Origin of the sequence: Butyrivibrio sp. XBB1001 (assembly GCF_000424505.1) — a bacterium.
GTDB lineage: Bacteria > Bacillota > Clostridia > Lachnospirales > Lachnospiraceae > Butyrivibrio.
Genome location: NZ_AUKA01000001.1, coordinates 265756 through 288236, shown reverse-complemented (window position 1 = coordinate 288236; position 22481 = coordinate 265756). Strand labels below are relative to the sequence as shown.

Genomic DNA, 22481 nt, shown 5'->3' with positions numbered 1-22481 from the left:
GAAAAAAATATAAATTCTAAATGTATCTAGTTTTATATTAGTGGGGTAATATATGGTCGATTATACAGAAGGTGCTGGCTATCAGTACCATACTCATGTAAAAAAAGGTGATGTAGGAAGATACGTTATCCTGACAGGTGATCCTGGAAGATGCGAGACTATATCACATCTGTTTGATAATCCAAAATTTGTAGCTTACAACAGAGAATACAATACCTATACAGGAACTATTGATGGAGAGATGGTTACTGTAATGTCTCATGGCATTGGCGGTGCTTCTACAGCTATTGCAATTGAAGAACTTGTAAAATGCGGAGCAGATACTTTCATTCGAATGGGTACTTCTGGAGGAATGCAGGAAGATGTCATTGGTGGTGATATTGTAATTGCCAATGGCGCAATCAGAGCTGAGGGTACTTCCAAGGAGTATGCGCCTATCGAATATCCTGCTGTAGCATCTTATGATGTAGTTAATGCACTTGTTGAGGGGGCAAAAAAGGCTGGAGCCAAGTACCATGTAGGCGTTGCCCAGTGTAAGGACTCTTTCTTTGGACAGCATGAACCAGAGACTAAGCCTGTAGGACCAGAGCTTTTGTACAAATGGGATGCCTGGATCAAGTGTGGAGCACTTTGCTCCGAGATGGAGTCTTCTACTTTATTTATTGTTGGAAATTATTTGAGAGTTAGAACTGGAGCTGTTCTTTTGGTTGTTGCTAATCAGGAGAGGGCAAAAAAAGGACTTTCTAATCCTCAGGTTCATGATATGGATACTGTATATCGCACAACAATTGAGGCTATTCGTAACCTTATTGCTTTGGATAAAGCCTGAAAAGGTTTTATTATAAAAAGTCAACTTAATTCAAAATGGAGGGAAATTATGAAAAAGAGACTTTTTGCAGTCCTTATGGCTGCGACAATGGTTGCATCACTTGTAGCATGTGGTTCTACAGAGCCTGCAACTACAGAGCCAGCAACAGAGGAGGCAGCTCCTGCTACAGAAGAGGCAGCTCCTGCTACAGAAAATGCTGAGGCTCCAGCTACTGAGACAAGCTCAGACCTCAAGATCGCTATGATCACAGACTCTGGTGACATCACAGATATGTCATTCAACCAGACAACTTATGAGGCATGTGACGCTTTCTCTAAGGCTAACGGTCTTACATTCCAGTACTATAAGCCATCAGAAGACTCTGATGAGGCTCGTACTGCAGCTTTCAACAACGCTGTTGCTGATGGTTACAATGTAGTTGTTGTTCCTGGTTACCTTTTTGCTTCTATGATCGCTACAGTAGCTGACGCTAACCCAGACGTAACAATCATCGCTCTTGACGTTTCACAGGGTGACTTTGAAGGTGCTGGTATGACAGAGCTTCCTGCTAATGTTTGCTCATTCACATATCAGGAAGAGCTTGCTGGTTACATGGCTGGTTATGCAGTAGTTAAGGAAGGCTACAAGAAGCTTGGTTTCCTTGGCGGTATCGCAGTTCCTGCTGTTATCCGTTATGGTTATGGCTTCGTTCAGGGTGCTGACGCTGCTGCTACAGAGCTCGGTATTGCATCTGATGTAGAAGTTAACTATGTATATGGCGGACAGTTCTTTGGTGATGAGGCTGTTACAGCTACTATGGATACATGGTACTCAAATGGTACAGAAATCGTATTTGCATGTGGTGGCGGTATCTTCACATCAGCTGGTGAGGCTGCTAAGAAGGTAGATGGTAAGGTCGTTGGTGTTGACGTTGACCAGACTGGTACAATTGATGGACTTTACGGTGAAGGCGTTTGCGTAACATCTGCTATGAAGGGTCTTGCTGCAACAGTAAACACAACTCTTACAGATGTACTTGATGGCAACTGGGCTGCTCATTCTGGAAAGATTGAGAACCTTGGTATCGTTTCAGGTGATGACCCATCTCTTAACTACGTACAGCTTCCAACTGAGACATGGTCAATGAAGAACTTCACAGTTGATGATTACAAGGCACTTGTTAAGTCAATGGCTGATGGCTATGTAACAGTAGATAGCAATATCGATGTTATGCCTACAACAGCTATCAAGGTTACAACTTTTGATAACATTCACTAATTGAATAATTAGTTAGTTATGTTGTTCTTCAAAAGGGAAGGAAAACTATTTCCTTCCCTTTTTTAAGCAAATGATTTATACAAGGGCATAAATAGTGATATTACAAATAGATCTGTAATGTTACTTTTTATGGTTTTGTAACCAATTATTATTTTGTTAGGAAGGTGTTTACGTATGGATGATTATGTAATTGAGATGTTGCATATCACAAAAGAGTTTCCTGGCATAATTGCAAATGACGATATCACTTTGCAATTAAAGAAAGGTGAGATACATGCACTTTTGGGGGAAAATGGTGCAGGTAAATCAACTCTTATGAGTGTTTTGTTTGGACTCTATACACCTGAAAAGGGTGTTATCAAGAAAGATGGCAAGGAAGTAACCATCAAGAATCCAAATGATGCGACAGATCTTGGGATTGGAATGGTACATCAGCACTTCATGCTTGTAGATATTTTTTCAGTGCTTGATAACATCATTCTGGGGGCAGAGCCTAATAAGTTTGGCTTTTTGACCAAGAAGGAAGCAAGAAAGAAAGTTCTTGCTCTTTCTGACAAATATAATCTTAAGGTTGATCCCGATGCTCTTATTGAGGATATTACCGTTGGTATGCAGCAGCGTGTAGAAATCCTTAAGATGCTCTATAGGGACAATGAAATTCTTATCTTTGATGAGCCTACAGCTGTTCTCACACCTCAGGAGATTGATGAGCTTATGAAGATCATGAAGAATCTAGCTGCTGAGGGCAAGTCAATTCTTTTCATTACTCATAAGCTTAATGAGATCATGGAAGTTGCTGACAGATGTACTATTCTTAGAAGAGGAAAGTACATTGGAACAGTTAATGTTGCTGAAACAACCAAGGAAGAGCTTTCTTCTATGATGGTTGGCCGTGATGTCAAATTTGCTGTAGACAAAGAAGAAGCCAAGCCTGGGAAGGAAATTCTCAGAGTTGAGAATGTCTGCGTAAAGAGTAAAATACATCAGAACGATTCTGTACACAACGTTTCTTTCAATGTAAGAGAAGGTGAGATTGTATGTATAGCTGGTATCGATGGAAACGGCCAGACTGAGTTCATCGGAGCGTTGACAGGACTTGATGATATTTCCAGCGGTAAGATTTCGTTTATGGGGGATGATATCACTCATAAATCAATCAGATACAAGAATACACACGGTATGAGTCATGTCCCTGAAGATAGGCATAAACATGGCCTGGTTTTGGATTATACTCTAGAAGAGAATATGATCCTTCAGAGATACTTTGAACCTGATTTTTCATCTCATGGATTTATCAAGAAAAAGTCTATGAGAGAGTATTCTGATAGATTAACCGAGGCTTTTGATGTTAGAAGTGGACGCGGTGCTCAGACTATAGTAAGATCCATGTCTGGTGGTAATCAGCAGAAAGCTATCATTGCAAGAGAAATGGATAGAGATCACAAGCTTTTAGTTGCTGTACAGCCTACAAGAGGCCTTGATGTAGGAGCTATCGAGTATATCCACAAAGAAATAGTCAAGCAGCGTGATGAGGGCTGTGCTATTTTGCTTGTTTCGCTTGAACTTGAAGAGGTTATGAACCTTTCAGACAGAATACTTGTAATGCATGAAGGAGAGATTGTTGGTGAGGTGGATCCTAAGACAACAACTCTTCAGGAACTTGGCCTTTACATGTCAGGAGCCAAGCACGATGAGAGAAAGGAGGCGTTTAAGTAATGAAAGACAATACAAAATTTTTCAAGAAACCTGCTGTGCAGACAATTCTTGCTTCAGTACTATGCGCTATCCTTGGTATCGTTTTAGGATATATTATCCTGTTGTGCATGAATCCAGGCCATGCTACAGAGGGTATGATCGCTATTCTCAGAAATTTCTTTAAGTATAGTGCCAAGCCAACACAGCTCTGGTATTATTTTGGTTCAACCCTTGTTAAGGCAGTACCTGTAATACTCTGCTCAGAGGCTATTTTATTTGCTTATAAGGCAGGCCTTTTTAATATCGGTGTTGCAGGACAGTACACAATTGGTATTTTAGTCAGCCTGTATACATCACTTGCTCTTGGCTGGAACTGGTTTTTCTGCCTTCTTGCTGCAGTTATCTGTGGCGGTCTTTGGGGTGCTATCTGCGGATTCTTCAAGGCTTACTGCAATGTGAATGAAGTAATAGCTGGTATCATGCTGAACTGGATCAGCTTATACCTTTGTAATATTATTCTTTCTAATGAAAAGACTATGAATATCACTAAGTCTGAGACTTATGATATTGCAGCCAAGAATAAGGCAGGACTTCTTCCTGGTTTTATGCAGAGTGTTTTCGGAAATAACCAGTATATGACTATCGCAGTACCTATAACAGTTATAGTTGCTATTTTAATCTGGGTAGTACTTAGTAAGACAACCTTTGGCTTTGAGCTTAAAGCTACGGGACACAACAAGGATGCAGCTAAATATGCAGGTATGAATGCTAAGAGAAATATCATTCTTACACTTGCAATTTCTGGTGCTGTTTCAGGACTTGCAGCTTCACTTTTCTATCTTACAAGTATTGAGCATTACAAGATTGCTTCATCAGTTCCTGGAATGGGATTTTCAGGAATCGCTGTAGCTTTCCTTGGTGGTCTTCATCCAATAGGAGCCATAGTGGCTGGTCTTTTCGTTGAGTATATAACACTTGGCGGACAGTATCTTAATACAAACTACTTTAACCCACAGGTAGCGGATCTTATGATTGCAATTATCATTTACCTTTGCGGTTTTGTTCTTTTCTTTAAGACTGTGATCAACAAGCCAGGTAAGGCCAAGAAAAAAGATGCTGCGGATGAAAAAGCTGCAGCTAAAAAGGAGGTGAAGTGATGATACTACTTATTCAGTATACACTTATCTTCTCAGCAGTACTTATTCTGGTAGCTCTCGGAGGTATGTTCTCTGAGCGAAGCGGTATTATTAACTTGGGACTTGAAGGAATAATGGTTTTTGGTGCTATGGCTGGTGCTATGGTCATGGTTCTTTTACCTGATACTGCATCTAGATTTACTATTGTAACTCTGACTCTTTTAGCCGCAGCAGTTGTTGGAATGTTGTCATCACTTTTGATCGGTGTTGCCTGCATATATTTTAAGGCTGATCAGACACTTATAGGTACAGCTGTTAATATGCTTGCTACAGCCGCTGCAACAGTTATTGTCAAGGCATTTAATACTGCCCGTTCAAAGGGATCGGACTTTTCAGCCAAGCTTGACTATGTACGAGGCCATGATGCATTCATGTTTAATGTAGGATCACTTCAGCTTAGCTGGTTTATAGTAGTTGCAGCAATTCTTCTTGTTGTTGCTATAGTTCTTTTCTACAAGACTAAATTTGCACTGAGACTTCGTGCTTGTGGTGAGCATCCTCAGGCTGCCGACTCTGTTGGTATCAATGTCTATGTTATGAGATATGCAGGTGTGCTTATGTCTGGTTTCCTTGCAGGTCTTGGTGGACTGATCTATATAGCAGCAGCCAACTCCACATGGCATTTTGATTATGGCGTTGCTGGTGCTGGTTTCCTTGCTCTGGCTGTTATGATCTTTGGTCAGTGGAAACCAGAGAGAATTGCCTGGTCAGCAGTACTTTTTGCTGTATTTAGATCACTTTCAAATGTTTATATGGGAATTGGGTTCCTTAGTGTACTGAAAATTCCTGGTACAGTTTATAATATGTTCCCTTATATTGTTTCACTTATTGTTCTTGCATTTACTTCACAGAAGTCAAGAGCACCTAAGGCAGAGGGAATACCTTACGATAAGGGGTCAAGGTAATATATGACAACAGAAGAAATAAAGAGCCTTATTGAAAAGGCATTGGATATGAGAAATTTTTCTTATACTCCATATTCACATTACAATGTTGGGGCAGCACTTCTTGCTGCAAATGATGTAGTCTTCACAGGCTGTAATATTGAAAATGCATCTTTTACCCCTACTAACTGCGCTGAGAGAACAGCATTTTTTAAAGCAGTAAGTGAGGGAGTAAAGGAATTTAAAGCAATTGCTATCTGCGGAGGCGCGGAGGGAGCAGAAGTTTTAGATGATTGCAGCCCTTGTGGAGTATGCAGACAGGTTATGAGCGAGTTCTGTACAGATGAGTTTATTATTATCTGCGCTAAATCTGTAGATGATTATAAGGTATACACACTGCCAGAAATTTTGCCTGACAGATTTGGACCTTCTAACTTAATTAGGGCATAAAATTGTATAAATTATTGACTTCTTCCTGCTTGGTGTGTTATAGTATAGTACGTTGTGACAATCAGACGGTCCTCTGCTATAACATTAACCCAATTAACACTCGTTTATGGCAAGAACGTCCATAGAATAGGAGAAGAAATATGAGTACAATTATCGAAGAGCTCGAGAAAGAGCAGCTGAACGCTAATGCGCCTCAGTTCAACACAGGTGATACTGTAAGAGTACACGCTAAGATCAAGGAAGGAAACCGTGAGAGAGTACAGGTTTTCGAGGGAACTGTTAAGAAGATCCAGGGCGGAAGCAACCGTACAACTTTCACAGTAAGAAAAGAGTCTTACGGTGTTGGCGTTGAGAAGACATGGCCACTTCACTCACCTATCGTTGAGAAGGTAGAGGTTGTTAGAAGAGGTAAGGTAAGAAGAGCTAAGCTTAACTACCTTAAGGGACTTACAGGTAAGAAAGCTAAGGTTAAGGAACTTGTTACCAGATAATTTGTTTGATAGAGGCAGTTACTTTTTAGTAATTGCCTCTTTTTTCTTTAATAAAACTTTTTTGGGGAAAGAAAATGCGACGTAGGAGAAACAAACTATCTTTTTATCAGAAGAAGAAAACAATATCACCTAAGGTTATTAGAGAGGTCTTTTCATGGATAACTATGACCATAGGAATTGTAGCTTTCGCATTTTTGGTAGTATTTGTTTTTGGAATGCAGGTCAAGGTAATTGGTGATTCCATGGAACCTTCTGCAGTGAATGGTCAGACTGTCCTTGTTAACAGGCTGATTTACAAGATCCTTGGGCCATCTACCGGGGATATAATAGTGTTTTTACCTAATGGTAATTCTAATTCTCATTATTATGTAAAACGTGTAGTTGCTGTGCCTGGAGATAAGGTTCAGATAATAGATGGTCTTTTATACATAAATGGAGAAGTCCAGACGAAAGACCAGGAAAACTATGATAAAATGGAAGATGCAGGAATTGCTTCCAGTGAGATCAAACTTAAAAGCGGAGAATACTTTGTCCTTGGTGACAATAGAAATAGTAGTGAAGACTCAAGAAGTGCAAATATCGGCGTAGTTACCCAGAGTATGATGGTGGGTAAGGCATGGTTTAAACTAGGTTTTAAAGATAGTAGCGGAGGCTTTATTTTAAAGTAGTTAAAAAGGAAAGGTGAATTATGAATTTTCAGTGGTATCCAGGTCATATGACCAAGGCTATCAGAATGATGCAGGAAAATATCAAGCTTATTGATATCATTATTGAACTTACAGATGCCAGAATACCTGCAGCTGGCAGAAATCCAGACATTGATGAACTTGGCAAGAATAAGTACAGACTGATCATTTTGAATAAAGCTGATCTGGCGGATCCTAAGGTGACTAAGGAGTGGAAGGAATTCTATCAGAAACAGGGCTATTTTGTTATGGAGATGAATTCCAAGACGGGTAATGAACAGGGAAAGGTCAAGGAGCTTGTTCAGAATGCCTGCGCTGAGAAGATAGAAAGAGATAAAAAAAGAGGTATTGTGGGAAGACCTATCAGAGCTATGGTTGCCGGGATTCCTAACGTTGGAAAGTCGACTTTTATAAATAAGCTTGCAGGTAAAGCTGCAGCTAAGACAGGCAATAAGCCAGGCGTAACTAAGGGTAAGCAGTGGATTGCTCTTGGTAAGAATATGCAGCTTCTTGATACTCCAGGTATCCTATGGCCTAAATTTGAGGACGAAGAGGTAGGACTGCATCTTGCACTTATTGGCTCTATGAATGATGACAACCTGGATGGCACAGAACTTGCCTGTGAACTTATCAGAATTTTGAAAGAATCCTATCCAAATGCCATTAACGAGAAGTATAATATAACTAAGGAACAGCTAGAGGAACTTGAAAATGAGCAGTACGCAACTCCTCTTAGTGCTGTACTTTCTGCAATTGCGATAAACAGAAAGTGCTTTAAACAAGGGGCACAGCCTGATATGGACAGAGCAGCTGCACTTCTTTTGGATGATTTCAGGAACGGAAGGTTGGGTAAGCTTTCACTAGAAAGACCAAATGCCTAAATAATTAACTTACATTGGAGAGACCCGAATGGATATGAAAAAAGTATTAAAGGAAATATTGAGCACTATAATTTACTTGGGAGTTGTTTTTTTACTGACTTTTCTTTTTATTACCTTTGTAATGCAGAGAACAGAAGTAAGTGGACATTCAATGGAACCTACTTTGTATGATCATGACTCACTTCTTATCGAGAAGGTAACTTATAGATTTGGCGATGCCAACAGGTATGACATCGTTGTATTTCCTTACAGATATGGCAAAGATGAGTACTTTATCAAAAGAGTCATTGGACTTCCAGGAGAAACAGTTAGTATCGACTTGGAGGGCACAATCTATATAAATGGAGAAGTTCTGGACGAGCATTATGGTGCGGAGACTATTCTTGACCCAGGTGTAGCCTTTGACGGAGTTACACTTGGCGAAGATGAATATTTTGTAATGGGTGATAACAGAAACCACAGTATGGATAGTCGTGATCCATCTGTAGGTGTTATAAATAAAAAAGATATCCTGGGTCATGCGTTCCTGAGAATATACCCATTTGACAGCTTCGGAGGAATCAACTGATGCAGGCAATATCCGAAATAAAGGATGCTCTTAAGGCTTCTGATAATGAGGAAGCTTTAAAGGCTTTTATAAATTCTTATTCTGAAGATGACAGGGCAGGCGTTAAAAAGCTTGTGGAAACAGCTTCCAAGAAGCTGGATGCTCTTTATAAAGAGATAGACAGAATTGAGACTATGAAGAAATATGAAAAGGAATATGATAGTCTCGGCTTTTTATGCGGAATAGATGAAGTAGGTAGAGGGCCTCTTGCTGGACCTGTCTATGCTGCAGCTGTTATTCTTCCTAAAGATTGCGATATCTTATATCTAAATGATTCTAAGAAATTATCCGAAAAAAAGAGAGAAGAGTTATATGATGTTATCATGGAGAAAGCTGTCGCAGTAGGCATAGGCTCTTCTACATGTGAACGCATTGATGAGATCAATATTCTACAGGCAACTTATGAAGCTATGACTAAGGCTGTTAATAGCCTTTCCGTCAAGCCAAATGCTCTTTTGATAGATGCTGTTCATATACCTCAACTTGAGGATTATAAGCAGATATCAATCATTAAGGGAGATGCAAAAAGCGTTTCAATAGCTGCTGCCAGCATTGTTGCCAAGGTTACAAGAGACAGGATCATGAAGGAGTATGCAGAAATATATCCTGAATATGGATTTGATTCCAATAAGGGATATGGCAGCGCTGATCACATAAGCGCCCTCAAAAAATATGGTCCTTGCCCGATTCATCGCAGATCTTTTATAGGAAACTTTGTATGAGTAATATTTCTGGCGTTTCAAGTTCAGGTAATAACATACTCGTAACTGAAGGTCAGGTTTCTGACCTTCAGTCCAAGGCAGTCTCCGTTGAACTTAAAAATGGAGCTATGCTTAGCGGGAAAGTTTTGTCTGTAACCGACCTTGAGGGCGAGAAAATTGCTAGTATAGATATAGGAAACGCTACAATTTCTGCTAAACTTTCTGAAGGAATGGGCCTTAAAGAAGGACAGACTCTTATGTTTGCTGTCAGGGGTGCTAGCGCTGACAGCGTTTCAATCACACCGCTTTTTGAAAATACATCTATTTATCAGAGTACATTAAGGGCTCTTGAAGCTGCAGGACTTGAAGCTAATAATGAGTCCCTGCAGATGGTAAAAGATATGATGGAAGCAGGCCTTCCAATAGATAAATCATCTCTTCTGGAAATGAGCAAGAATCTAAATACCTTTTCTGATACAAGTATTCAGACACTTGTAGAAATGAAAAGTCTTAATATTCCAATAAATGAAAATAATATTGAACAGTATACAAGCTACAAAAATTATGAGCACCAGGTTACTACTGAAATGAGCAGTATAATTGATGAGCTTCCAAAGGCCTTTGATTCACTTATGGAAAGTGGCAATACCAGTGCGGCAATAAATTTGTATGGCAATATCCTGAAACTCTTTGGAGGAGAATTATCTTCTGAAGGCTTACAAAATGCCGTGAATACAACTCCTTTGTCACCTGAAAAGGCAGTTGAAGGTAGCGCAGAAAATGAAGAGGGGCCTTCTTTAGGTCTTTTAGGCGAAAAAGAGATAACAGCTGAATCTAGACAAAGTGCTGCTGACAGGGCACTTGCTCTTTTGCAGGGACAAAGCGATACTCCAAAAGAAAACGGGGAAAAAGGCTTAAATGGCCAGCTTCGGCTTTCGAATGACTTTTTGGATAACCTTCAGAATCTTAATATATCTGAGAAAACCTTGCAAAGTCTTGTAAAAGGTTTAGCGCTAGGAAATACTGATGCAAGTAAAACATTGTTTAAAGAGCTTGCAAATGCCTTCGAATCAGCTGATCTTTCTAACCCTGTTGAACTTGCCTCTTTTAAAAAGCTCTTTTCTTCAGAGGAATTTAAAGGCCTTTTGAAAGAAAATATAACTGATCAGTGGCTCCTTAGACCAGGCGATGTGGAGAAAAAAGAAAATATTGATAACCTCTATCAGAGGCTTGGCGCCCAGGCAAAGGGTCTTTTGGATTCAATTTCTGATACACTTGGACCACAGTCAAAACTTGCACAGTCTGCAAATAATCTTAGTAATAACCTGGATTTTATGAATCAGCTAAATCAGATGTTTCAGTATGTTCAGTTACCTCTTCAGATGGCTGGGCAAAATGCCAATGGAGATCTTTATGTCTATAGAAACAAGAATAAAAAAATGAGTGAAGATGGGTCAGTTAGTGCAATCCTGCATCTTGATATGGATAATCTGGGACCCATAGATGTTTATGTAAAGATGAAGGATATGAAGGTCACAACAAATTTTTATGTGGCCGATGATAGCGTTCTTGACCTGATAAATGACAATATTCATATTCTTAATGACAGGCTGGAAAAAAGGGGATATTCACTTAGTGTCAATTTGATGCTTCATGGGGATGAAAGCGGTGAAAATGATGCTGTGGATGAACTTTTATCAGTTTCAAGGACTCCACTTTTAACAACAAATTCTTTTGATGCGAGGGTGTGATAATGGCTGATGAAAAGAAAAAAGTAAAAACTGCCGTAGCCCTTGGCTATGATCCTGGAGAAGACGGAGCGCCTAAGGTAATAGCATCAGGAAAAGGAGCTTTGGCTGACAAGATAATAGAACAGGCTCAGAGTAATAAAATACCAGTCCATCAGGACGATAAGCTTGCAGATACCTTGTCCAAACTTGAAATCGGAGAGATGATCCCTCCAGAGCTTTATGAGGTTGTGGCTGAGATTCTCGTATTTGTTGATGCAATGGACAAGATAAAGGCAAAAGATAAGGCGAGAAAATAATAATTAGACAAATGTAAATTTTTATGATATCATGCCATTTATGTTTTTAAAGATGGGAACTAAATAATGAATAAGAGACAAGTAGGAGATTATTATGAATCCCTTGCTTGTACTTATCTTCAAGGCGAGGGAGTCAGGATAGTTGAGAGAAACTATAGGGCTCTTAGAGGTGAGATTGATATCATTGCCCGGGATGGGAAATACCTTGTCTTTATTGAAGTCAAGTACAGAAGGGATAAACGATTCGGAGCCCCTGAGGCTGCCGTTACATTTTCTAAACAAAGGCAAATCTGCAAGCTTTCTAAGCTTTATCTTTATTCAAAGAAATATTCCACTGATTTTCCAATTAGATATGACGTAATTGCTATTACAGATGTAGACAATACTGCTACAATTAGATGGTATAAGAATGCCTTCGATCATGTGGGCTAATATAAAGTTTTGTTTTGGGAGAAAATAATATGAAGAATATTTGTATAAGAAGAACTGGCGGAGATAGAACCCTTGAGCTAAGAGAAAAAAATGGAGTATATTATTTTGTTTTTCCAAGGCTTGAAAAAATAGATTTTATTGATCATCTGTTTAGCACAAGGCTAGGTGGAGTAAGTAGCGGCTGTTATAGTCAGATGAATCTAAGCTATACAAGAGGCGATATAAAGGAAAATGTGGATGAAAACTATATGAGAATTGCAGAATGCATGGGACATGGACATAGCCTCAAAGATTTTGTGTCTACCTTTCAGACTCATACTACTAATGTGAGGGTAGTCACAGAAAAAGACAGAGGAAAGGGCCCTTATATAGAAAGAGACTACACTGACGTAGATGGCCTTGTGACTAATGTTCCTGGAATCATTCTTTCTACCTTCCATGCGGATTGCCCACCAATTTATTTTGTGGACCCTGTACACAGGGCAATTGGCCTTTCACACTCAGGCTGGAAGGGAACAAAGGGCGAAATTGCAGTAAGAACTATAGAGGCTATGGCTCAAAACTATGGAACAAAGACGGAAGATCTTGTGACAGCTATCGGCCCTTCTATATGCGGACCATGTTATGAAATTGGAAGTGATGTGGCAAAAGAGTTTTCTGAGAACTATTCAGAAAAAGAACTTTCAGAAGAAGGAATACTTATTCCTTACCCAAATGACAAATACAGACTTTATCTTTGGAATGCCATTAGATTGTCTTTATTAAAGAGCGGAGTTAAAAAAGAAAATATTCTTGTTACTGATGTTTGTACTAAATGTAATTCCGATATTTTATTCTCTCATAGAGTACAACATGAAGATCGCGGCAATCTTGCGGCTTTCCTTAGTATAAGAGAGTAATAATAAACGAATAAGCGTAAATTTCTTAAGAAAAGAGGCAAAAAGATTAATAAATTTCGATGGTAAATCTTAAGAATTTAATGATTTAATTAAGATATAGATTGTAAAAAGGTGATAGTTATGGAAAACATTCTTGTTTGTGATGATGATAAGGAAATAGTAGATGCCATTGATATATATCTGGCAGAAGAGGGCTACACTGTGTTTAAGGCCTATGATGGACTGCAGGGACTGGATATTATCAGAAGAGCCAGAATACAGCTTGCAGTTGTAGACATAATGATGCCTAATATGGATGGTATCAGAATGGTCAAGGAACTTAGAAAGTTCAGCTCTATTCCGGTAATCTTTTTATCTGCCAAGTCCGAAGATTCAGATAAAATCCTAGGGCTTAATATTGGGGCGGATGATTATGTGACCAAGCCTTTTAATCCACTTGAACTTGTAGCCAGAGTTAAATCAAATATGAGAAGGTACACATCTCTTGGCTCTGAAACAGAAAATGATAATGTCTATTCTGCTGGAGGCCTTGTGGTGGATGACAACTCCAAGGAATGCTTTGTGTTTGGTGAAAACATAAAGCTAACTCCTTTTGAGTACAACATTCTGTGCTTCCTTGTCAAAAATAAAGGAAAAGTTTACTCAATTGACCAGATTTATGAAAACATCTGGCATGAGAGTGCCGGCAGATCAGATAATACTATTGCAGTTCATATCAGACATATTAGAGAGAAAATAGAGATTAACCCTAAGGAACCTAAATTCCTAAAAGTTGTTTGGGGAGTTGGCTACAAGATTGAGGATGAGGACTTATAATGCGACTTACAGGGAAACTAAAAAGAATACTAAAGATTTTTCAGCATGTACTTGCCGGCTTTATAGCTTTTGTGCTGGCTTATTCAATTTCCGGTTCAAGTATTGTCCTGACAGGAGCTGATGGCGATTATACTTACAATCTGTATAAGTCTGACAGAACACGAACATTTGAGGAATCTCTTTTGTTCAATAACATATTTGGCAATAATGCAGCCAGTGTACTAAGGCTTGTTTCCTTTAAAAGTCTTATGGAAACTGATGGAAACTATGATGGCGACAAGAACATAGATGTTACCGCCTATGTTAACAGGTTTACAATGGTGCCTGGTGACTATGTTACAGCTGTTTACCATTTATCAGACCTGTTGAAATGGGGACAAAGCGGTATTGATGTTGAAACCAAAGAGTTTACATCTGAGGAGGCTGCTTCTTTTCTTGGAGGAGCCACTACCTATACTCACATAAATAATAACAACTTTTCGGGTGGAATGAATTCCTATCTTAATTCTCAAATACCTGATAACACTCTTACCTTTACGATTTCTGGCAATTCCGTTATGGATTCTGGTGTTCATAATATACTGGTATCAAGATATCAGACTGTTGATGGCAAGAACATAGAGGACCTTGTTACAAACTGGGATGAATACATTTCTCTTTGTACAAATATTCAGGAGACGATTGGAGAACTGACAAGCAATTTTAAGGAATATGGCCAGCTTACTACTTATTACCAGTATCAGAATAGCAATGTAAGATTCTATGTTTCAAGAGTAATTAATGGCAAGACTCAGGTTTTCACTAACGTCAAGGAATTATCTGGAGATACAGTAGGAATCGATATTTTGGAAGTTTTCAAGGGCTATGGCAAATATGCTTATTATTGCCCCTATGAACTTAGATATGATACCAACACCCGGATTAAGGAAAATGTATTTAGATCATTAGTAAAGTCCTACAGCTATGCTTTTCCTGATCAGACTAAGATTTATATAGCTGTAGATACAGAAAACTATCCATGTAGTGATGATTTTACTCAGGGAAAGGCAAACTTTACAAAGTATATGCCTTATAGGACACAACTGTATATCTTATGCGGCATTGCCATAATAGCCTATATTGGGATTTTTGCTATCATATTCAGGGATGCCAGGAGAAAAAGGGCTGACGATGAAAATATTTCTAATGGACAAGCCTCCAGCGGTATTTTCTATTCTGAAGGAGTATTCCTTTTAGGTCTTGTTCTTGTTGCTATACCTATAATGATATTTATTATCGCAAGCTTTGCTATGAAAACCAGCTTTATCAAAATGACGCAGCTTGAGACCTTCCCTTATTATGTTGGGCTTTCTGCAATCCTTGCTGATATAGGTATACTGTATGTAATATATGAATTTACAAACAGAATAATTAATAGAAAACTGTGGAAGAGCAGCTTTACAAGAGTGGTGAGCTTTGGGGCAAGGGACGTTATCGTAAATACCACTGATAATGGTAATGTCTTTATCAGGACATGGGTCCCATATGTGATATTTGTTGCAATAAACCTTCTTTTGTTTGAGATAGGCCTGGCTGGTATTGTGATTGCTATCTTCATGGATCTTTTGATCGGAATATATCTGTATAGGCAAAATACTGACAGGGACAAGATCATACATGTCATAGAAAATATCAAAAATGGAGATGTCAAAGCTAAAGTTGATACTAGAGATCTACATGCTGATAATATCCTATTGGCTGACGCTGTTAATTCAATCGGAGAAGGTATAGAAAAGGCTGTAGAGACTAGCATGAAAGATGAAAAGCTTAAGGCTGATCTTATTACAAATGTTTCTCACGATATCAAGACACCGCTTACTTCTATAATTAACTATATTGGTCTTATAAAAAGAGAAAAAATTGAAAATCCAAAAGTCTCTGAATATGTTGAGGTCCTTGATAATAAGTCCCTTAAGCTAAAACAGCTTATTGAAGACTTACTTGATGCTTCAAAGATAAGCTCAGGCAATATCAGCATTACTCTTAGCAAGATAAACTTTGTTGAGCTTGTTAATCAGAATATTGGAGAATTTTACGAGAAGTTTGAAAATGCCAGACTGCAGCCAATCTTTAGATGCAATGAGAGTAGTATCCAGATCATGGCTGACCCAAGACACCTATGGAGGGTAATAGAAAATCTATTTAGCAATACTTGTAAATATGCGCTTCCGAATACAAGGGTTTACATGGATATGAAGCGCAAGGAAAAAGAGGATGGAAAGAGAGTTGTAGAATTTTCAGTAAAGAATATTTCTGCAAGAGAGTTAGATCTTGATGGAGATGATCTGGCTGAGAGATTTATAAGGGGAGATGAGTCAAGAACAACTGAAGGAAGCGGACTTGGCCTATCTATAGCCAAGAATCTTACACTTGCACAGGGAGGCGACTTTAAGATCAAATTAGATGGAGATCTTTTCAAGGTAATCCTTACCTTTGAGGAGGCATGATTTAAAAAGTTAGAAGCATTAGCAATTAGTTGATTTCTTTAAAAAAAGAGCCATGAAAACCAGAATAATACTGGATTTCATGGCTCTATTAACATCAATCAAAAAGTTCTGCTGGAGTCTTACAGCCTGAGTTATACTTACCGACAATCTCATGGATTTTGTCAGTAGGCATATTAACTGTTGACATTGAAGCGTCGTGATTTAAGAAATCGATAATAGTAGCAAGGAATTTGCCCATATCTGCAATAAATACGTATTCCCTTGACTTAACATCATCATTCATGTAAGTAAGGTTAGTGGTAATAACCGCATCAAAATAACCATTCTTGTAACCATCATCAAATTTGCTCATTCCGTCTGTGAAAAGACCAAATGTGGTACAGATGAATACGCGCTTTGCTCCCATGTTCTTTAGCTGTTTGGCAGTATCTATCATACTGGAACCAGAAGAAATCATATCGTCAATTATGATAACGTCTCTTCCGGAAATATCTGAACCAAGGAATTCGTGAGCTACAATAGGATTAGTTCCGTTTACAACATGAGCATAGTCACGTCTCTTGTAGAACATACCTGTATCTGCGCCAATTACGTTGGCAAAATATACGGCTCTGTCGAGAGCACCTTCATCAGGAGAAATAACAGTCAGATGATCTTTATCAACAATAAGGTCATCGATATGGGATAAAAGAGCCTTCATAAACTGATAGGAGGCAAGGAAATTATCAAAACCTCCAATTGGCTTGGCATTAGAGATTCTGGGGTCATGAGCATCAAAGGTGATGAAATTAGAAATACCCATATCATGAAGCTCTTTAAACATGGCAGCTGCATCAAGAGATTCCATACCATTTCTCTTGTGCTGTCTTCCCTCATATAAGAAAGGCATGATGACATTTATTCTCTTGGCCTTACCAGTAATTGCACCAATCACTCTTTTTAAATCCTGGAAGTGATCGTCGGGAGATTTGTGGTTGACGAAATTGTACATCTTGTAGGTGATGCTATAGTTGCAGACATCTGTAAGAATGTAGACGTCATTACCACGAACACTCTGTGCAATAGTAGCCTTGGCTTCACCACTTCTAAATCTGTCAAGGTTGATCTTGATCTGATAACTGTCCTTGACATAACCATGGAAAGCTGGATCGTTCTCGGGCATCTTGTAAAGTTCATGCCTGAACTGAGATATATATTTGTCTACACTATCTCCAAGATCCCTTGCTGAATCCATTACGATAAGGTTAAGCGGAGCTACAGGAATAGTAGCTTCTAGCTTGTGAAAATCTGGCATAATTATCCCCTTTTTTCATTGATAACATGTAATTGATACCTGGTTTTGATATCATATGATCGCGGTTTTCTTAAGTAAAAATTGCTCAAGATCCTACATCTTATGTTTTACCATCTTATTTACTGACACGTCAAGGAATTTCATGTATAATGAAGGTTATGAAAAAGTATAATGGACATTTAATAGGCAATGTTGAAGACGGCAGCATTGCTCAGGAACTAAATATAGAAAAGGGTGACTACCTACTGAAAATTAATGATCAGGAACTGGAGGATGTATTTGACTATCAGTACCTAGTACAAGATGATCATTTGGATGTTCTTATCAGGAAGGCTGATGGAGAAGAGTGGCTTCTGGATATTGATAAGGATTTTGATGAGGACCTTGGAATAGAATTCGAAAATGGCCTCATGGACAACTATAGACGTTGTAGTAATAACTGTATCTTTTGCTTTATTGACCAGATGCCAAAGGGAATGAGAGATACCCTGTATTTTAAAGATGATGATTCAAGACTTTCCTTCCTACAGGGGAATTATGTAACTCTTACTAATATGTCTGACAAGGATATAGACAGAATATTAAAATATCACCTATCACCAATCAATATCTCTTTTCAGACTACTAACCCAGAACTGCGCTGCAAAATGCTGGGAAATAGATTTGCTGGAGAAGCTCTTAAAAAGGTAGACAGACTCTGCGCTCCAGGAACTGGTATAGAAATAAACGGACAGATTGTTCTATGTAAGGGTGTCAATGATGGCCCTGAGCTGACAAGGTCCATAACAGATCTTACCAAGTATATTCCTAACCTTCAGAGCGTATCTGTTGTGCCAGTTGGTCTTTCCAAATATAGAGATGGCCTGTATCCGCTTGAGCCGTTTAACAAGGAGGATGCAGAAAAGGTTATCGATGAGATTGAATCCTGGCAGAAAAAGGTTTATAAGGAGCATGGAATTCATTTTATACACGCGAGTGACGAGTGGTATTTTCTGGCAGGCCGAGATTTCCCTGAGGAAGAACGATATGATGGTTATATCCAGCTTGAAAACGGTGTAGGAATGGTTCGGCTTCTCATAAATGAATTTGAAGAGTCTATGAAAATAGCTCTTTCTGAGCATATGGATCACATTAAGGGCCTTAAGAGGCATATCTCTTTTGCAACTGGTAAACTGGTATATCCTTGTATAAAAGAGCTTGTAGATAGAGCTGTATCAGTTTGCCCTGGACTAAATACATCAGTTTATGAGATAATCAATGAGTTTTTTGGCGAGAGGATCACTGTATCAGGGCTTTTAACTGGTCAGGATATTATAAAACAGCTAAAAGGTAAGGATTTGGGAGATGTTCTGTATCTTCCCGAGAACCTTCTTAGAAGCGGAGAAGATTATCTTCTTGATGACGTAACAGTAGGAGATATAGAAAGAGAGCTTAATGTCAAGGTGGGCATTGTCAAGTGTGATGGACATGACCTTGTATCCAAGCTTTTTGATATACATGTTGATGAGCTTTTCTGATTATTTATCAGGAGCTTTCCACTTAAATAGTAATACATAGATAAGGAAGTTTTTATGAGTAAAAGAAATATTGTAGCGGTGGTCGGTAGACCTAACGTAGGTAAATCTACACTTTTTAATGCGCTTGCTGGTAGCAGGATCGCTATTGTGCAGGATACACCTGGAGTAACAAGAGACAGAATATATCAGGATGTAGAGTGGCTGAATCACAGCTTTACTCTTATTGACACAGGCGGTATCGAGCCTGATTCCAAGGACATCATTCTGGCACAGATGAGAGATCAGGCCCAGATAGCTATTGATACAGCTGATGTTATCATCTTCATGGTTGATGTTAAGCAGGGACTTACAGATTCTGATTCCAAGGTTGCAGATATGCTTAGGAAATCTGGTAAGCCTGTTGTTTTGTGCGTAAACAAGGTTGATAACTACAATAGGGATTCACTTGATGTATATGAATTTTATAATCTGGGAATTGGAGAGCCTTTCCCTATTTCTGCTGTTAACAAGCAGGGTATTGGTGATCTTTTGGAAGAAGTAGTAAGCCACTTTAGCAAGTCATCTACTGATGAGGAAGAGGATGATTCTACTAAGATTGCCATTATTGGTAAGCCAAACGTTGGTAAGTCATCTATCATTAACAAACTTATAGGCGAGAACAGACTTATTGTTTCTGATATTGCAGGTACAACAAGAGATGCCATCGATACTCAGGTTAAATATAATGGCAAGAAATATACATTTATCGATACAGCAGGCCTTCGCAGAAAGAATAAGGTCAAGGACGAGCTTGAGCACTACATGATTGTTAGAACAGTAGGAGCTGTAGAAAGAGCAGATGTTGCTATCCTTGTTATCAATGCAGCTGAGGGCGTAACTGAGCAGGACGCTAAGATTGCTGGAATCGCCCATGAAAGCGGCAAGGCAGTTATTATCGCTGTTAATAAGTGGGATCTTATCGAGAAGGATAACCATTCTGTAAAAGAGTTTACTAAGGACATCAGAAATACTCTGGCCTTTATGAACTATGCCGAGATAATCTTTATATCAGCCGAAACAGGACAGAGACTTGTTAAGCTCTATGACATGATCGATATGGTTTCTGAGAACCATGCTATGAGAGTATCAACTGGTGTTCTCAACGAGATCATGACACAGGCTGTAGTAATGCAGCAGCCACCAAGTGATAAGGGCAAGATGCTTAAGCTTTACTATATTACTCAGGCTTCTGTTAAGCCTCCAACATTTGTTATCTTTGTAAATGACAAAAAGCTTATGCACTTTAGTTACACAAGATATATTGAGAATCAGATAAGAGAGGCCTTTGGATTTAAGGGAACACCTCTACGATTTATCATAAGGGAGAGAAAAGAGGACAAGTAAAATGGGACTTGGTTTACTACTTGAAAGAGTAATTTGCTTGGGGATCGGCTATGTATTTGGAATGATACAGACTGCAGTTTTTTATGGAAGACTTAAGGGAGTAGACATCAGAAAGGTTGGAAGCGGAAACGCTGGTACAACCAACACATTAAGAGTATTAGGACCAAAGGCTGGAGGAATAGTTCTTCTTGGCGATATGCTTAAATGCATGGCTGCCATTTTTATCACTTATCTTCTTTTTGGCAGAAGTAATCCTGATTTTATTATTCTTTATATGACTTATACAGCTGCGGGAGCTGTTCTTGGGCATGATTTTCCTGTTACTCTTAAGTTTAAGGGTGGCAAGGGAATTGCTTGCACTGCGGGCTACACAATTTATGCTGGAATACAGTTTACATGGCTTTTTATCCTTATGGGAGTAATCTCATTTTTCTTGCCATTTAACTTATTCCACATTGTCTCTGTTTGCAGTTTGTTTTACTACACCGCACTTCTTGTTATGTCTATAATCTATGGCCAGATGGGACTTTTTGGCGGATTGCCACAGGCTAACCTTATTGAAGTGTATGTGCTCTTGGGATTCCTTACTTTCCTTGCTTTTTATCAGCATAGAGGAAATATCAAAAAGCTCCTTGCGGGTCAGGAGAGAAAGACCTATATTTTCAAAAAGAATAAGATAGATTAATCGTAGGAGAAAATTGATCTTGGTAAAAGAAATAGGCATTATAGGTGCTGGTAGCTGGGGAATTGCCCTTGGTTACCTTCTTAAAAATAATGGTCATAATATTACTATTTGGTCCAGAAGACAGGAAACAGTAGATAAGCTTAGAGCTTATCACGGGAACGAAGACAAGCTTCCAGGTGTTATTTTGGATGATTCTGTTAAGTTTACCTGCAGTATGGAGGAAGCTATAAAGGATAAGGACATCGTAGTTTTAGTTGTCCCATCTTCTCATATGAGAGAGACTGTAAGACAGATGAAGCCTTATATTAATAGCACTGATGAACATCCTCAGATCATTGTTAACTGCTCAAAGGGTATAGAGGAGCAGAGCCTTATGGTCATGTCAGATGTTATTCTTGATGAACTTCCAGGAAGCCAGGTCTGTGTACTATCTGGCCCTTCACATGCAGAAGAGGTTGGAAAGGGCATGCCTACATCTATTGTAGTTGGAGCTTTTGACAAGGAAACAGCAAGGCTTGTTCAGAATGTCTTTATGAGTAATGTTTTCAGAGTTTACATCAGTCCAGATATGCTTGGAATAGAGATTGGTGCAGCTCTTAAAAATGTTATTGCACTTGCTTCTGGTATTGCTGATGGCTATGGGCTTGGAGACAATGCTAAAGCGGCCCTTATAACTCGAGGCATAGCAGAAATTGGAAGACTTGGAATGGCTATGGGTGGTAAATTTGAGACCTTTAGCGGACTTTCAGGTATTGGAGATCTTGTTGTTACCTGTGCTTCTATGCACTCTAGAAACAGAAGAGCAGGTATCCTTATTGGTCAGGGCAAATCTATGCAGGAAGCTATGGATGAAGTCAAAATGGTTGTTGAAGGCGTGTATAGTGCCAAGGCAGCAAGACTTCTTGCAGAGAAATATGATGTGGAGATGCCTATTGTAACTGCAGTTAATCAGGTTCTCTTTGAAGGCAAATCTCCAGAGGAAGCCCTCAATGATCTTATGATCAGAGATAAAAAGATTGAGAGCAGTAATCTTGATTGGTAATATTTTTTGATATTTAATTTCATAAAATCCATTGCAATTTGCAGGATATTACAGTATTATATGTGCAAATAAAAAATGTTTATGCAGAGTAGACGTTAGAGCGTTAAGTGCCTGGTGAACAGGGAGTTGTCATCGGGACGAAGAGTTTTTGACTCGCGGTTTTAGTGTCGCATCCCGCTGCTACATCATGTATAAGGATTATT

22 protein-coding genes and 1 riboswitch are annotated in these 22481 nt (G+C 38.9%); of the genes, 21 read left to right on the top strand and 1 reads right to left on the bottom strand.

Going from position 1 to position 22481, the window contains the following annotated elements:
- Window positions 1–52: 52 nt before the first annotated feature.
- The 17 genes from udp to G631_RS0101170 all read left to right on the top strand — a co-directional run bounded on the left by udp (window position 53) and on the right by G631_RS0101170 (window position 16357).
- Window positions 53–829 carry a uridine phosphorylase gene (gene udp / locus G631_RS0101250; RefSeq protein WP_026487886.1) on the top strand — a complete coding sequence of 259 codons (777 nt, stop codon included), beginning with the start codon at window positions 53–55 and terminating at the stop codon, window positions 827–829.
- A gap of 48 nt (window positions 830–877) precedes the next feature.
- On the top strand, window positions 878–2086 hold the full coding sequence (locus tag G631_RS0101245) for a BMP family lipoprotein (RefSeq protein ID WP_026487885.1): 1209 nt from the start codon (window positions 878–880) through the stop codon (window positions 2084–2086).
- Between the two features lie 174 nt (window positions 2087–2260).
- The gene (locus G631_RS0101240; RefSeq protein ID WP_026487884.1) at window positions 2261–3802 is read left to right on the top strand and encodes an ABC transporter ATP-binding protein; all 1542 of its coding nucleotides are present in this window, start codon (window positions 2261–2263) and stop codon (window positions 3800–3802) included.
- Window positions 3802–4938: an ABC transporter permease gene (locus G631_RS0101235; protein WP_026487883.1), complete on the top strand. Its 1137-nt coding sequence runs from the start codon at window positions 3802–3804 to the stop codon at window positions 4936–4938. Before G631_RS0101240 ends, G631_RS0101235 begins: the two co-directional genes overlap by 1 nt.
- Window positions 4938–5882: an ABC transporter permease gene (locus G631_RS0101230; RefSeq protein WP_026487882.1), complete on the top strand. Its 945-nt coding sequence runs from the start codon at window positions 4938–4940 to the stop codon at window positions 5880–5882. The genes G631_RS0101235 and G631_RS0101230 overlap by 1 nt, the downstream gene beginning before the upstream one ends.
- Window positions 5883–5885: 3 nt before the next feature.
- The gene (gene cdd, locus G631_RS0101225) at window positions 5886–6311 is read left to right on the top strand and encodes a cytidine deaminase (protein WP_026487881.1); all 426 of its coding nucleotides are present in this window, start codon (window positions 5886–5888) and stop codon (window positions 6309–6311) included.
- A 140-nt stretch (window positions 6312–6451) separates the two neighbouring features.
- Window positions 6452–6802, top strand: coding sequence for a 50S ribosomal protein L19 (gene rplS, locus G631_RS0101220; RefSeq protein ID WP_026487880.1), 351 nt, complete (start codon window positions 6452–6454; stop codon window positions 6800–6802).
- A gap of 74 nt (window positions 6803–6876) precedes the next feature.
- Window positions 6877–7470, top strand: coding sequence for a signal peptidase I (gene lepB / locus G631_RS0101215; protein ID WP_026487879.1), 594 nt, complete (start codon window positions 6877–6879; stop codon window positions 7468–7470).
- Between the two features lie 20 nt (window positions 7471–7490).
- Entirely contained in the window at window positions 7491–8369 is an 879-nt protein-coding gene (gene ylqF, locus G631_RS0101210) for a ribosome biogenesis GTPase YlqF (RefSeq protein ID WP_026487878.1), read from the top strand.
- A 34-nt stretch (window positions 8370–8403) separates the two neighbouring features.
- The gene (gene lepB, locus G631_RS0101205; RefSeq protein ID WP_026487877.1) at window positions 8404–8937 is read left to right on the top strand and encodes a signal peptidase I; all 534 of its coding nucleotides are present in this window, start codon (window positions 8404–8406) and stop codon (window positions 8935–8937) included.
- Entirely contained in the window at window positions 8937–9698 is a 762-nt protein-coding gene (locus G631_RS0101200; protein ID WP_026487876.1) for a ribonuclease HII, read from the top strand. Before lepB (G631_RS0101205) ends, G631_RS0101200 begins: the two co-directional genes overlap by 1 nt.
- On the top strand, window positions 9695–11428 hold the full coding sequence (gene fliK, locus G631_RS0101195) for a flagellar hook-length control protein FliK (RefSeq protein ID WP_026487875.1): 1734 nt from the start codon (window positions 9695–9697) through the stop codon (window positions 11426–11428). The genes G631_RS0101200 and fliK overlap by 4 nt, the downstream gene beginning before the upstream one ends.
- Before the next feature lie 2 nt (window positions 11429–11430).
- A complete protein-coding gene (locus G631_RS0101190) occupies window positions 11431–11724 on the top strand; it encodes an EscU/YscU/HrcU family type III secretion system export apparatus switch protein (protein ID WP_026487874.1) in 294 nt (97 codons plus the stop codon).
- A 66-nt stretch (window positions 11725–11790) separates the two neighbouring features.
- A complete protein-coding gene (locus G631_RS0101185) occupies window positions 11791–12156 on the top strand; it encodes a YraN family protein (protein ID WP_026487873.1) in 366 nt (121 codons plus the stop codon).
- Between the two features lie 29 nt (window positions 12157–12185).
- A complete protein-coding gene (pgeF, locus tag G631_RS0101180) occupies window positions 12186–13055 on the top strand; it encodes a peptidoglycan editing factor PgeF (protein WP_026487872.1) in 870 nt (289 codons plus the stop codon).
- 120 nt (window positions 13056–13175) lie between these two features.
- Window positions 13176–13871: a response regulator transcription factor gene (locus tag G631_RS0101175; protein WP_026487871.1), complete on the top strand. Its 696-nt coding sequence runs from the start codon at window positions 13176–13178 to the stop codon at window positions 13869–13871.
- A complete protein-coding gene (locus G631_RS0101170) occupies window positions 13871–16357 on the top strand; it encodes a sensor histidine kinase (RefSeq protein WP_026487870.1) in 2487 nt (828 codons plus the stop codon). The genes G631_RS0101175 and G631_RS0101170 overlap by 1 nt, the downstream gene beginning before the upstream one ends.
- A 94-nt stretch (window positions 16358–16451) precedes the next feature.
- Here G631_RS0101170 and G631_RS17610 read toward each other — a convergent pair whose 3' ends face one another.
- Window positions 16452–17651: a ribose-phosphate pyrophosphokinase gene (locus G631_RS17610; RefSeq protein WP_035789084.1), complete on the bottom strand. Its 1200-nt coding sequence runs from the start codon at window positions 17649–17651 to the stop codon at window positions 16452–16454.
- Between the two features lie 158 nt (window positions 17652–17809).
- On the opposite strand from G631_RS17610, the gene G631_RS0101160 reads away from it, so the two are divergent.
- Genes G631_RS0101160 through G631_RS0101145 form a run of 4 tightly spaced genes read left to right on the top strand, consistent with a single transcriptional unit; the run spans window position 17810 to window position 22278 of the window.
- The gene (locus tag G631_RS0101160; RefSeq protein ID WP_026487869.1) at window positions 17810–19168 is read left to right on the top strand and encodes a DUF512 domain-containing protein; all 1359 of its coding nucleotides are present in this window, start codon (window positions 17810–17812) and stop codon (window positions 19166–19168) included.
- 54 nt (window positions 19169–19222) lie between these two features.
- Complete coding sequence (gene der, locus G631_RS0101155) at window positions 19223–20551, top strand: ribosome biogenesis GTPase Der (protein WP_026487868.1); 1329 nt, start codon at window positions 19223–19225, stop codon at window positions 20549–20551.
- A gap of 1 nt (window position 20552) precedes the next feature.
- Window positions 20553–21236, top strand: coding sequence for a glycerol-3-phosphate acyltransferase (locus G631_RS0101150; RefSeq protein WP_026487867.1), 684 nt, complete (start codon window positions 20553–20555; stop codon window positions 21234–21236).
- Between the two features lie 19 nt (window positions 21237–21255).
- Entirely contained in the window at window positions 21256–22278 is a 1023-nt protein-coding gene (locus tag G631_RS0101145; protein WP_026487866.1) for an NAD(P)H-dependent glycerol-3-phosphate dehydrogenase, read from the top strand.
- A gap of 82 nt (window positions 22279–22360) precedes the next feature.
- A riboswitch (THF riboswitch) is annotated at window positions 22361–22460 on the top strand.
- The last annotated feature ends 21 nt before the right edge of the window (window positions 22461–22481 follow it).

What these genes read in the sequence shown, in the direction of transcription:
- udp (WP_026487886.1), top strand. Translation starts at nt 53, where the DNA reads ATGGTCGATTATACAGAAGGTGCTGGCTATCAGTACCATACTCATGTA.
- G631_RS0101245 (WP_026487885.1), top strand. Translation starts at nt 878, where the DNA reads ATGAAAAAGAGACTTTTTGCAGTCCTTATGGCTGCGACAATGGTTGCA.
- G631_RS0101240 (WP_026487884.1), top strand. Translation starts at nt 2,261, where the DNA reads ATGGATGATTATGTAATTGAGATGTTGCATATCACAAAAGAGTTTCCT.
- G631_RS0101235 (WP_026487883.1), top strand. Translation starts at nt 3,802, where the DNA reads ATGAAAGACAATACAAAATTTTTCAAGAAACCTGCTGTGCAGACAATT.
- G631_RS0101230 (WP_026487882.1), top strand. Translation starts at nt 4,938, where the DNA reads ATGATACTACTTATTCAGTATACACTTATCTTCTCAGCAGTACTTATT.
- cdd (WP_026487881.1), top strand. Translation starts at nt 5,886, where the DNA reads ATGACAACAGAAGAAATAAAGAGCCTTATTGAAAAGGCATTGGATATG.
- rplS (WP_026487880.1), top strand. Translation starts at nt 6,452, where the DNA reads ATGAGTACAATTATCGAAGAGCTCGAGAAAGAGCAGCTGAACGCTAAT.
- lepB (WP_026487879.1), top strand. Translation starts at nt 6,877, where the DNA reads ATGCGACGTAGGAGAAACAAACTATCTTTTTATCAGAAGAAGAAAACA.
- ylqF (WP_026487878.1), top strand. Translation starts at nt 7,491, where the DNA reads ATGAATTTTCAGTGGTATCCAGGTCATATGACCAAGGCTATCAGAATG.
- lepB (WP_026487877.1), top strand. Translation starts at nt 8,404, where the DNA reads ATGAAAAAAGTATTAAAGGAAATATTGAGCACTATAATTTACTTGGGA.
- G631_RS0101200 (WP_026487876.1), top strand. Translation starts at nt 8,937, where the DNA reads ATGCAGGCAATATCCGAAATAAAGGATGCTCTTAAGGCTTCTGATAAT.
- fliK (WP_026487875.1), top strand. Translation starts at nt 9,695, where the DNA reads ATGAGTAATATTTCTGGCGTTTCAAGTTCAGGTAATAACATACTCGTA.
- G631_RS0101190 (WP_026487874.1), top strand. Translation starts at nt 11,431, where the DNA reads ATGGCTGATGAAAAGAAAAAAGTAAAAACTGCCGTAGCCCTTGGCTAT.
- G631_RS0101185 (WP_026487873.1), top strand. Translation starts at nt 11,791, where the DNA reads ATGAATAAGAGACAAGTAGGAGATTATTATGAATCCCTTGCTTGTACT.
- pgeF (WP_026487872.1), top strand. Translation starts at nt 12,186, where the DNA reads ATGAAGAATATTTGTATAAGAAGAACTGGCGGAGATAGAACCCTTGAG.
- G631_RS0101175 (WP_026487871.1), top strand. Translation starts at nt 13,176, where the DNA reads ATGGAAAACATTCTTGTTTGTGATGATGATAAGGAAATAGTAGATGCC.
- G631_RS0101170 (WP_026487870.1), top strand. Translation starts at nt 13,871, where the DNA reads ATGCGACTTACAGGGAAACTAAAAAGAATACTAAAGATTTTTCAGCAT.
- G631_RS17610 (WP_035789084.1), bottom strand. Translation starts at nt 17,651, where the DNA reads ATGCCAGATTTTCACAAGCTAGAAGCTACTATTCCTGTAGCTCCGCTT.
- G631_RS0101160 (WP_026487869.1), top strand. Translation starts at nt 17,810, where the DNA reads ATGAAAAAGTATAATGGACATTTAATAGGCAATGTTGAAGACGGCAGC.
- der (WP_026487868.1), top strand. Translation starts at nt 19,223, where the DNA reads ATGAGTAAAAGAAATATTGTAGCGGTGGTCGGTAGACCTAACGTAGGT.
- G631_RS0101150 (WP_026487867.1), top strand. Translation starts at nt 20,553, where the DNA reads ATGGGACTTGGTTTACTACTTGAAAGAGTAATTTGCTTGGGGATCGGC.